Below are 15,823 nucleotides of genomic sequence, written 5' to 3' on the forward strand. Positions count from 1 at the left end.
GCCGCCCTTCGAACAGAACTTTCTGTTCAAAGCGCAGCCTTTCAGTTTAGCCTTAGGCTTTGGCGGTTGGATTCACTTTGTCGATGACTTGATCGACCAAGCCATATTCCTTCGCTTCCGCCGCGCTCATGAAGTAGTCGCGGTCGGTGTCCTTCTCGATCCGATCCAGCGGTTGGCCGGTCCGTTCGGCAAGGATTTGGTTCAACTTATCGCGCATTTTGAGAATGCGGCGGGCGCGGATTTCGATGTCCGTCGCTTGCCCTTCGGCTCCGCCGAGCGGCTGATGGATCATGATTTCACTGTTCGGCAGCGCGTAACGTTTACCCGGTGCGCCAGCGTTCAGCAGGAAGGCCCCCATCGAAGCGGCGAGTCCGACACAGATCGTGGAGACGTCCGCCTTGATGAATTGCATCGTATCATAAATCGCCATGCCGGCCGTGATGGAACCGCCAGGGCTGTTAATGTATAGGGAGATGTCCTTCGTTGGATCTTCCGCGTCCAGAAACAGCATCTGCGCAATGATGGAGTTGGCGACCACATCGTTCACCTGAGAGCCCAGGAAGATGATCCGGTCCTTCAGCAGACGGGAATAAATGTCGTAAGCGCGTTCGCCGCGGTTGCTTTGTTCAACGACCATAGGAATATAACTCACCGATAAAACCTCCTTAAATTTAGGGCGCTCGCACGGAACGGCCCATCTATTGGAATGGTTGTGAAAAATCGCCTCAATCAATTTAAGAATTGACGGAAACGATGAAGATTAATCTCATCATAAACAATTTATTCGAGAAAGTCAAAGAAAGTCAAACTCATAAAAATAAAAAAAGCCCAAAAGACGTGAGTCAGGACTTGTTAGCGAAAAATCAAATATATAATGGCGCGCCCGCGAGGAATCGAACCTCGATCTCAGGCTCCGGAGGCCTACGTCATATCCATTGGACCACGGGCGCACGAATTTAGCGAACAAAAATTATTATATGATATCTGAAACTAAAACGCAAGCCGCAAATCAAAAAGGATTACTGGAAGTTCCCGGGCTTCCTACGAGGGACGGTGTAGTCCAAAAAAACTAAAAATAAGGATTGTCATGAAAGCGTTTCTATGATAACTTGTTGAATATATAAAAACGTTTTTATAGATAGGGTGTATCAAGAGATGGGGAAAGTCACCATTAAGGATGTCGCCAAAGCGGCGGGCGTTTCAATCTCCACGGTTTCCAACGCGTTAAACGATGTGGACGTGCTGAACCCGGAGACCAAATCCCATGTGCTGAAGGTGGCCAAACAGCTGAATTATGTCCCAAATCTAAACGGGAAGCAGCTGAAGTCGAAGAAGACGAATATGCTGGGATTTTTCACGACCAGTGTATCGGGGCCTTATTTCTACATTTTGGTGGAGTCGATGGCGCGCGAGAGCGAGCGGCTGGGATACGGTCTGCACGTGATGGTTACCGCCGATAAACAAACCATTATCAGCAATATCATGGGCCGACGGGTGGATGGCGTCATCATCTACGAAGAAATGCGGGTGGATGACCAGGACATCGCCATGATGGAGAAGGACAAGATCAAGGCGGTATTTCTCGATCGGGTGATTCAGAAGGAAACGATGGGGACGGTCATTTTCAATTCTTATGCTTCCTCTTATGAAGCAACCAAGTATCTGATCAGTTTAGGCCATAAGAAGATCGCTTACCTCTCCGGCGTAGATACGATGTACGACAGTGTGCAGCGGAAGGAAGGGTATCTCGCGGCATTACGCGAACACCAGTTACCGGTGGACGAGGATTTTATTGTACAGGGGTATTTTGAAGAGGAGAGCACTTATAATGCGGTTCGGGCGTTTGTTCACAAACATCCGGGCAAAATACCGGACGCGATTCTGGCCGGGAACGATTTGAGCGCTATTGGGTGTATCAAGGCGTTGCGCACCTATGGTCTCGAAGTCCCTAGAGATATCAGCGTCGTTGGCTTTGACGATATCGATATTGCCCAGTATTTTACGCCGCCGTTAACCACGGTTCGGAATCAGATCGCCAGACAAGGGATTTTGGCCGTAAATCACTTGGTGAACATGATCAAGAAGCAAGAGCAGGGCAAAGTGCAGAAGCTGGATGGAGAGTTGATCGTGCGTGGCTCGAGCCATGTCCGATTAAGCTGAAAATTCACGGGTCGAAATTGTAAGCGTTTAATAACAGGGGTCTTTTCAGCGAAAATAAAAACGTTTTTATTCGCACGAAATAAAGAGAGGAGCGCATGACATGGCGAAGTCAGCTGCGGCAGCCAAGAAACCGATGGGATTAAGAATGAAGCAATTCTTTATCGACTTCGGCAGGCAGTGGGAAATCCAGTCGATGATCTGGCCGGGCATCATCTTTATGATTATTTTTTGCTACGTGCCCATTTACGGGTTAACCATCGCCTTTAAGAACTATACGGTGATCGACACGTTAAGCTCGGCCCCTTGGGTCGGTCTGGATAACTTCAAGATTATCGCAAATGACAAATACTTCTGGGATTCCGTGGTGAACACGCTGGGGATCAGCTTCCTGAAGCTGGCGATCGGCTTTGTTATCCCGATTATCCTGGCGATCATGATCTACGAGGTTAGCTTGGGCCGGTTCAAAAAAATCGTGCAGACGATCTCGTACCTGCCGCACTTTTTATCCTGGATCGTACTTGGCGGGATGCTGATCACTTGGTTCTCGACCACCGGGATGTTCAACCAGCTGCTGCTTGACCTGGGCTTGATCTCGAAGGCACAGAACATTTTGCTCGATCCGGGCAAGTATTGGTGGATCGCCGTGCTGTCCGATGTCTGGAAAGAGGCGGGCTGGGGAACGATCCTGTACCTAGCCATTATGGCGAAGATCGATCCGACCTACTACGAGGCGGCCAAGATCGATGGGGCGAGTCGGCTCCGGCAAATTTGGAACATCACGTTACCGAACATGAAGATGATTATCAGCTTGAACCTGATCTTGACCGTAAGCGGTTTGCTGGGCTCCAATCTGGACCAAACTTTGGTGCTGATGAATTCCCAGAACCGGGAAAAAGCCGAGGTTATCAACTCCTACGTATACCGGATGGGCTTGACCCAGGGGGACTTCTCCTACGCGACTGCCGTCGGACTTGGCGTTTCGGTCGTATCGGTCATTCTGTTGGTGTTGGCCAATAAGGTGACGAGCAAACTCAACGATAATCAATCTGTCCTGTAAGGAAGGAGCAGCAGCCATGAATCGAAAGGCGGTCAAACAGGATCTCGACAGCAGAATTTTTGATACGGTGAATGTCTCGGTCCTGCTTTTATTTACGATTATTATTGTCATTCCGCTCTGGAACGTTATCGTGTCTTCCTTCAGTTCGGGGCGTTCGCTTGCGGAAGGCGGCTTTGTCTTCTGGCCCAAGGAGTTTTCCCTGGAGAACTACCAGGCGGTATTTCGGGATGATACGATTTGGCAGTCGTTCCTGATCTCGGTGCTCAAGACGCTCCTCGGCGTGGTGACCCACGTTTTCTTCTGCGCGATGATCGGTTACGGTCTCAGCAAAAGCAATGTGCGCGGCCGCAAACTGTACGTGACGATGGGTGTCATTACGATGTTTTTTTCGGGCGGGATGATCCCGACGTACCTGCTGATTAAATCCCTGGGGCTGCTTAACAGCTTCTGGGTATATATCATTCCAGCTTTGTTCAGTTATTACGACGTCGTGATTCTGATGAATTTCTTCCGTAACGTGCCGGATTCCCTGGAGGAATCAGCCAAGATCGACGGTGCCGGCGATTGGAGAATCTTCCTGAAGATCTTTATCCCGCTGTCGATGCCGGCTATGGCGACCATCGCTTTGTTCAACGGCGTAAATCAGTGGAACGATTTCATGACCACCAAGCTGTACATCACGGATGAATATCTGTATCCGCTGCAAATGAAGCTGTACGAAATCATCGTACAGTCCCAGACCCAATCGATGCAGAACATCGCGGGTTCCGTCGTGATTGAAACGACGACCAAAGGAGTTCAACTCGCAACAATTGTGATTACGACTTTGCCGATTGTTGTGATTTATCCATTATTACAAAGATACTTCATCTCGGGCATGATGCTGGGAGCGGTGAAGGAGTAACGGATCAGCAACTCAGATTTAGGCCTGCTACTGCGCGTTGAACTAAGTTGTGCTTACACAAAAAGGGAGGGTACACGAATGTTAAAGTTGAACAAAAGTCTTGCCAAAAAAGGGATTACGGCTTGCGCCGCCCTGCTGACCGCTGCGCTGATCGTCACCGGTTGCGGAGGTTCCGGCGGCGGCTCGAAAGGCGCCCAAGGGGAGGTTTCCTTGGAGAATCGCTATACGTTGGATGCCAATACCCCGGCTTGGAAGCTGGATAAGAAAGAAGAACCAACCCAGCTGACCTGGTACGTAAACGCCGATTGGTGGAACTCCGATTTCGGCAATGATGTGGTCACGAAAAAAATCAAAGAAGATTTGAATATCGACATTAAATTTGTGACCGGGGATGACACCAAGCTCAATACCTTTTTTGCAGGCAGCGATATGCCGGATTTGATTACGGTGTTTGATTCCAACTCGGCCGTCGTACAGAAGGCTTCTTCCTGGGCCTTGCCGCTGAATGAACTGGCGGAGAAATACGACCCTTATTTCAATAAAGCGGCTGCGCAAGATACGCTGAACTGGTTTAAGCAAGCCGACGGCAACACGTACGGTTACCCGAACTACTCCAACACGCAGGCGGATTATGACAGCGGTAACATTCCGGCCAAAACCGCCTTCGTCATTCGTAAAGACGTTTATGAAGCTCTTGGCAAGCCAAACCTCGGAACGCCGGAGGAATTTAAAAACGTGATGCAGCAAATCAAAACCCAATTCCCGGATCTGATTCCTTTCGGATTTAACTCGATTGGCGAGGGTACGGGATCCTTGGGCGACGTGTTCCAGGACTTCCTTGGGGTGCCGCTGGAAACCGAGAACGGCGAGTTCTATAACCGCAACCTGGATGAAGACTATCTAACCTGGCTCAAGACGCTAAACCAAGTGCATCAAGCCGGCAATATCAGCGATGACAGCTTTGCCGATGACGGTCCGGCTTTTGAAGAGAAAGTGAAATCCGGCAAATACGCGACGATGCTTCTAGACGGAACGCCGCAGCAGGGCGGCAACTTGCAAATTTTCGCGAACGCGCATCCGGACCAAGCGTATCTGGCCATCGACGGACCGCAAAGCACGGTAGGCAACGCGCCAAAACTGAACCAATCCGGCATTACCGGCTGGATGATCAGCTTCATTACGAAGCAATGCAAGGATCCGGCAAAAGCGATTCAGATTTTCACCTACCTGTTGGATGAAGAAGGCCAAATGCTGATGAACTACGGGATCGAAGGCGAAACGTACACGAAAAACGCAGACGGTACCGTTCAATTTACACCGGAAGTGAAAGAGCTGCAGCAAAAGGATGCCGACAAATTCAAGAAAGAATACCGCATGGGCGAATTCATGTTCTTTGGCCATGACCGTCACAAAGCGTTAAGCGCTGATGCTTTCCCTGAATCTATCAAGCAAATGCAAGAGTGGGGCAAAGGCAAGCTGGTTCCACACTTTATTCTGGAAAATATCAATCCGGATGCGGGATCTCCAGATGCTCGCGCCTTGACGGTAATCAACACCACTTGGAACACAACGATGGTTAGCTTGATCCGCGCCAAAAACGACGGGGAATTTGAAAGCACGTTGAACAACTATAAGAAATTCCTTGAGGACAACGGGTGGGATCAAATCGTGAAGATCCGCACGGAGAAAATGAAAGCCAATAAAGAAAAGCTCGGCATTCAATAAACCGAGCTCATCAATCGAAGTGGAGGGAACATCATGCGTGAGCTCGAACTTTATTATTCCTCTGGAGAGTCGTCACTCTTCGTCCGCAAAACCGAGGAGCAGTTGCAACCGCAGGATTCAGCAGCCGTGGAGGTTGCCGTCCGTTTGGATGAGTCCGTGAGCTATCAGGTGATGGACGGGTTTGGGGCGTCTTTTACCGATTCGGCCGCCTATCTGATCCACCAAGTGCTTACGGAAGAGCAGCGTTCGTTTCTGATGAAGAATCTGTTTGACTCGGAAGAGGGGATTGGCCTGTCCGTGCTTCGCAACCCGATGGGGGCTTCGGATTACGCCCGGTTCATCTACAGCTACGACGACTTGCCTGAAGGAGAGACCGACCCGGAGATGCGGCGGTTTTCAATCCGCCATGACGAAGCCGATGTCATTCCGCTTTTGAAAGAAGCGTTATCCCTAAATCCGTCGATCAAGCTGTTTGGCTCGCCCTGGAGCGCGCCGGGCTGGATGAAGACCAGCGGCTCGATGATCGGCGGGGAACTGAAGCGGGAGTATTACGAAGCTTACGCAAACTATTTCGTCCGCTATGTTGAAGCCTACGCCAAGCAGGGGTTATCCATTTATGCGGTGACGCCGCAGAATGAACCGCTCTATGTTCCGGGGCATTATCCGGGAATGCTGATGACGGCCGAGATGCAGACCGAGTTCGTGAAGGACTATCTGAAACCGGCTTTTGTGAAGCACGGCTTATCCACGAAGATTCTGGCGTATGACCACAATTGGGATCGTCCAGATTATCCGCTGTCCGTGTTGAAGGAAGCGGCGGAAGCGGTCGACGGCGTGGCTTGGCATTGGTATGGAGGGGAAGCGTCGGCGCAAGGCCAAGTGAAGGAGACCTTCCCGGAAAAAGAGGTACACTTCACCGAAGGCTCCGGTGGGGAATGGATTCCGGCGTTTGAACCGGCATTCTCCAATGTCATGCGGACCGGAATCGAGATTTTGCGGAACCACAGCCAATCGTTGGTGCTTTGGAATATGGCGCTGGATGAGCAGAATGGACCCACCGTCCCCGGCTTTGGTCGCAGTACCTGCCGTGGGATCGTGACGGTCAACCAGCAGACCCGCGAGCTCGAGTATACGCTGGATTACTATGCCCTGGCCCATTTCAGTATGGTGATTCGCCCGGGCGCGGTCCGGATCTCCGCTGAAGCTGGGGAGGCAGCGGTTCGCTCCGTGGCCTTCCGGAATACGGACGATTCGATAGGCGTCGTATTGTTTAATGATGGGGAAGAAGCAAGGACGGTCGCGTTGGAGCTGAAAGGAACGGAAGGCACCCGATTCCGGCTCGAACCGAAGAGCGCATTGTCTCTCCGCATCCCTAGAGCTTAAGCCCTGTTATTGAGGTTAGAATTATACGAAATGAAGCACGCCCCTTTTTGCGAGAGTAGACGAATGCGAAGTCTATGTCCTGCGGAAGGGGCTTTTTTATGTGAAAAAAGGTACCTAGAAAGGCTTTATGTATAAGGGAAAAGGCAAAAGTAAATGATACGGACGTCAGGCTTGCAACAGAACTAAATATTGGGTAGAATATGAGTGGGACTTAAAAAGTTAACCCGGGACATTTTAAGGCCAAGGAGATGGAGAGAGAAGACGAAGCTTGCAGGAGTGGAAAGCATGCGAAACATTATAGAGATTCAAAAGCAGCTTCTTCCTGATCTCATGGACATTCTCAAGAAAAGGTACACCATACTTCACCAGATCATGTTGTCTGATGTCATTGGCCGCAGAACCTTGGCGAATTCGCTGGACATGACGGAGCGTGTGTTGCGTGCCGAGACGGATCTCCTGAAGGCTCAGGGCCTGATAGAAATCGAGAATATAGGCATGAGAATCAGCGACGCGGGACGCGAATTGCTGGAGGAGATGGAGCCGGTCGTGAAAGAGTTGTTCGGCCTCTCCAACTTGGAGGAGACGATCCGTCAGCATTATGGGCTGCGTAAAGTAGTGATTGTACCTGGGGACTGCGAGGCCTCGCCGCTGGTGAAGCGGGAGTTGGGGCGCGCAGGAGCCAAAGCGCTGTTAAGCGCGATGCGTGGGAACGATGTGGTTGCAGTGACGGGAGGTACGACCCTAGCGGAAGTTGCCGATCAACTGAACCCTCCGTCGAACGTCACGATGAAGCAAAGCTGGTTTGTTCCGGCTCGCGGAGGACTAGGCGAAAGCCTGGAAATTCAAGCGAATACGATTGCTTCCGGTATGGCAAAGCGGGTAGGCGCAGGCTATCGCCTGTTGCACGTCCCCGATTTACTAGGCAAGGAAGCCTACGAATCGCTAGTTAACGATCCGAACATTCAAGATATCGTGAACATGATCCGCCAGGCGCGTATTGTGGTTCACGGGATCGGAGACGCTATGGAGATGGCGCGGCGCCGGAAGTTGGAGCCGGTCATGGCCGAGGAGATTCAAAAGGAAGGCGCGCTCGCGGAATCATTTGGTTATTACTTTAATGAAGACGGCGTCGTCGTCCATAAGATGTTGACCTTAGGCCTGCGTCTTGAAGACATCAAGCAAACGGAGACGGTGATCGGAATCGCGGGAGGTAAGAGCAAAGCGAGAGCGATTCACGCTGTATTGCGTTTCGGTCATGAAGACATTCTGGTGACCGATGAGGCGGCAGCGAACGAGATCGTTAGCGAGCTTGGCATGAAGTCCGGGAAGTAATGTTTACTCATGACGGGTTTAATCGACCTGTCTTGAATAATAAAAAAACGAACACTGGGAGGAACTATTCAATGAGTGTAAAAGTAGGGATTAACGGTTTTGGACGTATTGGACGCCTGGCATTCCGCCGCATTCAAAACGTGGAAGGTATCGAAGTCGTAGCGATCAATGACCTGACAGATGCTAAAATGTTGGCTCATTTGTTGAAATATGATACAACGCAAGGCCGCTTTGATGGCGACGTTGAAGTCCATGACGGATTCTTCAAAGTAAACGGTAAAGAAGTTAAAGTTCTGGCTAACCGCAACCCAGAAGAATTGCCTTGGGGCGAGCTTGGCGTTGACATCGTTCTGGAGTGCACAGGCTTCTTCACAACGAAAGAAAAAGCTGAGCTTCACCTGAAAGGCGGCGCGAAGAAAGTTGTGATCTCCGCTCCAGCTACCGGCGACATGAAAACCGTCGTTTACAACGTAAACCATGAAATCCTCGACGGTACGGAAACGGTTATCTCCGGCGCATCTTGCACAACGAACTGCTTGGCTCCTATGGCTAAAGCGCTGAATGACAAATTCGGCATCGTTGAAGGCTTGATGACGACGATCCACGCATACACTGGCGACCAAAACACTTTGGATGCTCCGCATGCAAAAGGTGACTTCCGTCGTGCTCGTGCAGCTGCTGAGAACATCATTCCTAACACAACTGGCGCAGCAAAAGCAATTGGTCTGGTTATTCCAGAACTGCAAGGCAAATTGGACGGCGCAGCTCAACGTGTGCCTGTAGCTACAGGTTCCTTGACGGAGCTGGTAACGGTTCTGAACACGAAAGTAACAGCTGACGAAGTTAACGCTGCAATGAAAGCCGCTTCCGATGCAGAAACTTTCGGTTACACCGAAGACGAAATCGTATCTTCGGACATCAAAGGCATGACTTTTGGTTCCCTGTTCGACGCTACGCAAACCAAAGTCTTGACTGTTGGCGACAAGCAACTGGTGAAAACCGTATCTTGGTACGACAACGAAATGTCCTACACGGCTCAATTGGTTCGTACGTTGGAATACTTCGCGAAAAAAGTGAAGTAATTTCGGCCGCGGCCATCTAAATGAAAAATACAATCCAAAGAGGAGCAACCTATTCAGGACTCCTCTTTGGTTCTTGCATGCAATACGGCATTCACACACACACCGTTTTTTTATAAATAGAGATAAGTTTCATGCGTCATAGGAGAGAAATCCGAACAAAGCCGTAGATGCGCATTTTCCAGGTCCAAGAGACCCCGCGCATACCGTTAGGAGGAACGTGGAGATGAACAAGAAAAGTGTACGTGATGTGGAAGTAACCGGCAAACGCGTGTTTGTCCGCGTAGATTTCAATGTACCGATGCAAGACGGCCAAATTACCGACGACACCCGGATCCGCGAAACGCTGCCAACGATCAAATACTTGATCGAAAATGGCGCAAAAGTTATTCTTGCCAGCCACTTGGGTCGTCCGAAGGGCCAAGTGAATGAAGATATGCGTCTGACGCTGCCGGCGAAACGCCTGGGCGAACTGCTCGGCAAAGAAGTTGCCAAAGCCGACGAAGCTGTAGGCGAAGCCGTAAAAGCCAAAGTAAATGCCTTGAACAACGGCGACGTACTGGTGCTTGAAAACGTACGTTTCTATCCGGGCGAAGAGAAGAACGATCCTGAACTCGCGAAGCAATTCGCTGAGCTGGCCGACCTGTTCGTCAACGACGCGTTTGGCGCAGCACACCGCGCACACGCTTCGACTGAAGGCATCGCTCATTATCTGCCAGCCGTATCCGGCTTGCTGATGGAGAAAGAATTGTCCGTACTCGGCAAAGCGTTATCGAATCCGGATCGTCCTTTCACCGCAATTATCGGCGGGTCGAAGGTTAAAGACAAAATCGACGTCATCGACAACCTGCTTAACATCGCGGACAATGTGTTGATCGGCGGCGGCTTGGCTTACACCTTCTTCAAAGCCCAAGGTCATGAAATCGGGAAATCGCTGCTGGATGATACCAAACTGGACGCTTCCCTTGGTTTCATTGAGAAAGCGAAGAAGCTGGGCAAGAACTTCGTCCTTCCGGTGGACTGCATCGTAGCCGACGATTTCAGCGCAACGGCGAACCATAAGGCCGTGGACATCGACAGCATTCCTGCAGATTGGGAAGGCGTGGACATCGGGCCGAAAACCCGTGCCAAATATGCCGAAATCATCAAGAACTCCAAATTGGTGGTTTGGAACGGACCGATGGGCGTGTTCGAAATCGATATTTTCGCAAACGGGACAAAAGAAGTGGCTCAAGCTTGTGCAACAACGGAAGGCTACACCATCATCGGTGGCGGCGACTCCGCAGCAGCAGCTGAGAAATTCAACCTGGCTTCGCAAATGGACCACATCTCCACGGGCGGCGGCGCTTCCCTGGAATTCATGGAAGGCAAGGCGCTTCCAGGCGTTGTAGCTTTGAACGACAAGTAAGAATGAAGATCAAAGTTTAAAAAATGGGCTTTCAGCACCGAGAAGGTTGAATGAAGCTAGGGATTGAGTAGCGGAGCGTACGTTTTGGGTACGTGAGCAACTGAGATGTTTCCGCAGGAAACATACATCGGAAGCATCTGCTTAGGCCCGGGTGAATTCAAGATTCGAAGTCGAGTTAGCTTCACGAGTGGCATCGTGATCAACGTCCATTTTTTAAACTACCTCTATGAAGAAGTGAAGGAGTGGGCTCTGTGAGAACACCTATTATTGCCGGGAACTGGAAAATGTTCAAAACCGTTTCCGAAGCCAAAACCTTCTTCGAAGCCGTAAAAGGGAAAGCGGAGGTTGCCGGCGTAGAGAGCGTTATCTGCGCGCCGTTCACCAACCTTCCGGCTTTGGTAGAAGCAGCGAAAGGCACGTCGATCAAAATCGGCGCGCAAAATATGCATTTTGAAGACGAAGGAGCCTTCACCGGCGAAGTCAGCGGTCGCATGCTGAAAGAGCTTGGCGTGGATTATGTCATCATCGGCCATTCCGAACGCCGGGCGTATTTCGGGGAAACCGACGAAATCGTCAACAAGAAGATCCTCGCAGCCTTCAAACATGGCTTGACCCCAATCCCTTGTGTCGGCGAGAAACTCGAAGAGCGCGAAGCCGGCCAAACGAAGGATGTCGTGAAGGTACAAACTGAAGCGGCTTTGAAAGGGTTAACTGCAGAGCAAGCGGCGCAAGTCGTGATTGCTTACGAACCGATCTGGGCGATTGGTACAGGCAAATCTTCCACGTCGCAAGACGCGAACGAAGTGATTTCCTATATCCGCAGCCTGGTGAAAGGCCTTTACGGGGACGACGTCGCCGCGAAGATCCGTATCCAATACGGCGGCAGCGTGAAACCGGAGAACGTGAAGGAGTATATGGGCCAAAGCGACATCGACGGCGCGCTCGTCGGCGGTGCCAGCCTGCAGCCGGAATCTTACATCCAGCTCGTTGAGGGGGCGAAATAAATGACGGCTCCCAAACCAGTAGCTCTGATCATCATGGACGGGTTCGGGCTTCGCGATAAAGTTGAAGGCAACGCGGTTGCCCAAGCGAACAAGCCGAACTATGACCGTTATTTGAAGCAATACCCGAACACCACGTTAACCGCCAGCGGGGAAGCGGTTGGTTTGCCGGAAGGGCAAATGGGGAACTCCGAAGTCGGCCATTTGAACATCGGGGCCGGCCGGATCGTGTACCAGGACCTGACCCGAATCTCCAAATCGATTCGTGAAGGTGAATTTTTCTCGAACGAAACCCTGGTGAATGCGGTGCGCAGCGCGAAAACAAAGGGCAAAAAGCTGCACCTATATGGCCTTCTGTCCGACGGTGGCGTACATAGCCACATTGAACATATGTTTGCGATGCTCGAGCTGGCAAAGAAGGAAGAAATGCACGAAGTGTACGTGCATGCCTTCCTGGACGGACGCGACGTAGCTCCGGACAGCGCGAAAGGCTTCCTGGAACGCCTGATCGCGAAGATGAACGAGCTTGGCGTTGGTAAAATCGCTACGGTTCAAGGTCGTTACTATGCCATGGACCGTGACAAACGTTGGGATCGTGTAGAGAAATCTTATCGGGCGATGGTATACGCGGAAGGTCCGCAATATACCGACCCGATTCAAGCCGTAACCGAATCCTACGAGAAATCGGTATTCGATGAATTCGTGATGCCGACCGTCATCGTTGACGGCCATGGCCAACCGATCGCTCAAGTCGAGAGCGGCGACTCCGTCGTGTTCTTGAACTTCCGTCCGGACCGTGCCATTCAGCTGTCCAACGTATTTACGAATAAGGATTTCCAAGGCTTCGACCGCGGACCCAAATTCCCGACAGACCTGCACTTCGTCTGCCTGACGTTGTTTGCTGAAACGGTTGACGGGTACGTTGCGTACAAGCCGAAGGATCTCGACAATACGTTTGGCGAAGTTTTGGTACAGCATGGCAAGAAGCAATTACGCATCGCCGAAACGGAAAAATATCCGCACGTTACGTTCTTCTTCAGCGGTGGCCGCGATGTTGAGCTTCCAGGTGAAAAACGTGTGCTTATCAACTCGCCGAAGGTTGCAACCTACGACCTGAAGCCGGAAATGAGCGCATATGAAGTGGCAGAAGCGTGCGTGAAGGAAATCGAATCGGATCAACACGACGCGATTATCCTGAACTTCGCTAACCCGGACATGGTTGGACACTCCGGAATGATGGAGCCAACGATCAAAGCGGTTGAAGTAACAGACGAATGCGTGGGCAAGGTGGTTGACGCCGTTAAAGCCAAAGGCGGAGTGGTTATCATTATTGCCGACCACGGGAATGCCGATATGGAAATCGACGACCAAGGCCGTCCATTTACCGCGCATACGACCAATCCGGTGCCGTTTATCGTGACCGATGAGAACGTCGTGCTGCGCGACAAAGGCATCCTCGCCGACGTCGCTCCAACGCTGCTGGACCTGATGGGCCTGCCGCAGCCGCCGGAAATGACCGGTAAATCGATGATTGCCAGCCGCAAGGCGTAACTTACAAATAAACCTACTAAAAAGGAGACTGTATTTCACATGACGATTATTTCTGATGTATACGCTCGCGAAGTCCTTGACTCCCGCGGGAACCCTACCGTTGAAGTTGAAGTTTATCTCGAATCCGGCGCGATGGGCCGCGCTATCGTTCCTTCCGGTGCTTCCACCGGTGCGCACGAAGCGGTTGAGCTTCGCGACGACGACAAATCCCGTTACCTCGGCAAAGGCGTATTAAACGCCGTGAAGAACGTAAACGAGATCATCGCTCCTGAAGTGATTGGCATGGACGCTCTGGACCAAGTTGGCATCGACAAAATGATGATCGAACTGGACGGCACGCCAAACAAAGGTAAACTGGGCGCAAACGCCATCCTGGCGGTTTCGATGGCGGTTGCTCGTGCGGCTGCTGACGCTCTGGATCTGCCGCTGTACGCTTACCTGGGCGGATTTAACGCGAAACAGCTTCCAGTTCCGATGATGAACATCGTAAACGGCGGCGCGCATGCCGACAACAACGTAGACGTGCAAGAATTCATGATCCTGCCTGTAGGCGCTCCTTCTTTCAAAGAAGCTCTTCGCACAGGCGCTGAAATCTTCCACAACCTGAAATCCGTTCTGAAAGCAAAAGGCCTGAACACAGCTGTAGGCGACGAAGGCGGTTTTGCTCCAAACTTCACTTCCAACGAAGACGCTTTGTCCTCGATTATGGAAGCTATCACGAAAGCCGGCTACACGCCAGGTAAAGACGTATTCTTGGGTATGGACGTTGCTTCCACCGAGTTCTACAAAGACGGTAAATACCACCTGGAAGGCGAAGGCAAATCCTTTACTTCCTCGGAATTCGTAGACCTGCTCTCTTCTTGGGTTGATAAATACCCGATCATCACGATCGAAGACGGCTGCGCTGAAGACGACTGGGAAGGTTGGAAGCTGCTTACCGAGAAATTGGGTAACAAAATTCAACTCGTGGGCGACGACTTGTTCGTAACCAACACAGAACGTCTGTACAAAGGCATCAAAGAAGGTATCGGTAACTCGATCCTGATCAAAGTAAACCAAATCGGTACGTTGACAGAAACATTCGACGCGATCGAAATGGCAAAACGCGCGGGTTATACGGCAGTGATCTCCCACCGTTCCGGCGAATCCGAAGACAGCACGATCGCCGATATCGCTGTGGCAACAAACGCTGGCCAAATCAAAACGGGTGCTCCTTCCCGTACGGACCGGATCGCGAAATACAACCAATTGCTTCGCATCGAAGATCAATTGGCAGATCTCGCTCAATACAACGGCTTGAAATCCTTCTACAACCTGAAAGACCATCGTTAAGAAGGACGGCTCGGATACGAACTCCGGCCTAACGATAAACAAGGCCCCCTGCTCGTGAGAAGCAGGGGGCCTTGTTCTTTATTTGGGTCTGTATTCGGCGATGATGCTAATGGCTTGCAGTTGGGCGGCATGTTTTACAAACTGTCTGCGCATCTCCAGCACACGCTGACGCGCCTGCCGGTTTCTGAGAAGATTGCCGCTGATCTTCAGAAAGCCGGATATCCCTTCGTCCTCAAGGAGGCGCTTCAGATGCAGCAGATGCATCGGCGCAGTTTGGACGGCCAGCACGTGAAATCCGTGGTTTTCGAGCAGATCAATCCATTCTGCGGAGGTGAGGGGAGCGACATTCACTCGAATCGCCCGGGCCAGGTCCTGACGAACCTCCTTACGCCGCTGAGGATCGATGGTGGGGTTGGCTAAGCTCATCTCATGAATGCCATACTTGCCGCCAGGTTTGAGCAAGCGGGCGGCTTCCCGGATGATCTGTTCTTTTTGCACAGGTGATTGCATGGTAAGCATCGCTTCGCCATAAATGACTGTGGCGGTATGGCTCTCCAGCGGGACATCCTGTGCATCGGCGACGATCACCTGGCGGCGATCGCCTGAGACGTAGGAGCGAGCGGTATCGGCGGCCCGCTCATCCTGCTCGATCGCCACGTAGCTGCGGGGGTGGCGCTGGAGCGTCATGCTCGCGGTTACCCCAAGGCCGGGGGCAAATTCAATAACATCGTCATCGTGGCCGATATGGAGTTGCTCCAGCATGACCCGGGTGAGACCGAGGCCGCCGGGGCGAAGCACTCTTTTGCCGAGACTTGCCAGCACCCAGTGTCCCGGCATCCTTTGAAAATCGGAAGCTAACGTATTCAAATCAAATCCTCCTTTAGAATTGGA

General features: G+C 51.5%; 13 protein-coding genes and 1 tRNA gene. 11 read left to right on the plus strand and 3 right to left on the minus strand.

From position 1 onward, the window contains the following. Positions 1–52 precede the first annotated feature (52 nt). Together clpP and BN3277_RS08710 are read right to left on the minus strand one after the other, a co-directional pair. On the minus strand, positions 53–652 hold the full coding sequence (clpP, locus tag BN3277_RS08705; RefSeq protein ID WP_059041890.1) for an ATP-dependent Clp endopeptidase proteolytic subunit ClpP: 600 nt from the start codon (positions 650–652) through the stop codon (positions 53–55). 223 nt (positions 653–875) lie between these two features. Next, positions 876–950: transfer RNA gene (locus BN3277_RS08710), tRNA-Arg, on the minus strand. A gap of 205 nt (positions 951–1,155) precedes the next feature. Between BN3277_RS08710 and BN3277_RS08715 the strand changes: the two genes are divergently transcribed. The 11 genes from BN3277_RS08715 to eno all read left to right on the plus strand — a co-directional run bounded on the left by BN3277_RS08715 (position 1,156) and on the right by eno (position 14,932). Next, entirely contained in the window at positions 1,156–2,160 is a 1,005-nt protein-coding gene (locus tag BN3277_RS08715; protein ID WP_059041891.1) for a LacI family DNA-binding transcriptional regulator, read from the plus strand. A gap of 100 nt (positions 2,161–2,260) precedes the next feature. After that, the gene (locus tag BN3277_RS08720; RefSeq protein ID WP_059041892.1) at positions 2,261–3,217 is read left to right on the plus strand and encodes an ABC transporter permease; all 957 of its coding nucleotides are present in this window, start codon (positions 2,261–2,263) and stop codon (positions 3,215–3,217) included. Between the two features lie 16 nt (positions 3,218–3,233). Next, positions 3,234–4,121 carry a carbohydrate ABC transporter permease gene (locus BN3277_RS08725; protein ID WP_059041893.1) on the plus strand — a complete coding sequence of 296 codons (888 nt, stop codon included), beginning with the start codon at positions 3,234–3,236 and terminating at the stop codon, positions 4,119–4,121. Positions 4,122–4,199: 78 nt separating this feature from the next. Continuing rightward, positions 4,200–5,846, plus strand: a complete 1,647-nt coding sequence (locus tag BN3277_RS08730) for a type 2 periplasmic-binding domain-containing protein (RefSeq protein WP_059041894.1) — start codon at positions 4,200–4,202, stop codon at positions 5,844–5,846. Positions 5,847–5,879: 33 nt separating this feature from the next. Next, positions 5,880–7,229 (plus strand): glycoside hydrolase family 30 protein, encoded by a 1,350-nt coding sequence (locus tag BN3277_RS08735; RefSeq protein ID WP_059041895.1) that lies wholly within the window; start codon positions 5,880–5,882, stop codon positions 7,227–7,229. A 285-nt stretch (positions 7,230–7,514) separates the two neighbouring features. Further along, positions 7,515–8,561: a sugar-binding transcriptional regulator gene (locus tag BN3277_RS08740; RefSeq protein ID WP_059041896.1), complete on the plus strand. Its 1,047-nt coding sequence runs from the start codon at positions 7,515–7,517 to the stop codon at positions 8,559–8,561. A 71-nt stretch (positions 8,562–8,632) separates the two neighbouring features. Further along, positions 8,633–9,643, plus strand: coding sequence for a type I glyceraldehyde-3-phosphate dehydrogenase (gap, locus tag BN3277_RS08745; RefSeq protein ID WP_059041897.1), 1,011 nt, complete (start codon positions 8,633–8,635; stop codon positions 9,641–9,643). 223 nt (positions 9,644–9,866) lie between these two features. Further along, positions 9,867–11,048 (plus strand): phosphoglycerate kinase, encoded by a 1,182-nt coding sequence (locus BN3277_RS08750; RefSeq protein ID WP_059041898.1) that lies wholly within the window; start codon positions 9,867–9,869, stop codon positions 11,046–11,048. 251 nt (positions 11,049–11,299) lie between these two features. Beyond that, a complete protein-coding gene (gene tpiA / locus BN3277_RS08755) occupies positions 11,300–12,052 on the plus strand; it encodes a triose-phosphate isomerase (protein WP_059041899.1) in 753 nt (250 codons plus the stop codon). Then, complete coding sequence (gene gpmI, locus BN3277_RS08760) at positions 12,053–13,600, plus strand: 2,3-bisphosphoglycerate-independent phosphoglycerate mutase (protein WP_059041900.1); 1,548 nt, start codon at positions 12,053–12,055, stop codon at positions 13,598–13,600. 39 nt (positions 13,601–13,639) lie between these two features. After that, complete coding sequence (gene eno, locus BN3277_RS08765) at positions 13,640–14,932, plus strand: phosphopyruvate hydratase (RefSeq protein ID WP_059041901.1); 1,293 nt, start codon at positions 13,640–13,642, stop codon at positions 14,930–14,932. A gap of 78 nt (positions 14,933–15,010) precedes the next feature. Here the strand turns inward: eno and BN3277_RS08770 are convergent, their stop codons facing one another. After that, entirely contained in the window at positions 15,011–15,799 is a 789-nt protein-coding gene (locus BN3277_RS08770) for a class I SAM-dependent methyltransferase (RefSeq protein ID WP_082691383.1), read from the minus strand. Between the last annotated feature and the right edge of the window lie 24 nt (positions 15,800–15,823).

It is taken from the genome of Paenibacillus rubinfantis (genome assembly GCF_001486505.1).
In the GTDB taxonomy this organism is placed as follows: domain Bacteria; phylum Bacillota; class Bacilli; order Paenibacillales; family Paenibacillaceae; genus Fontibacillus; species Fontibacillus rubinfantis.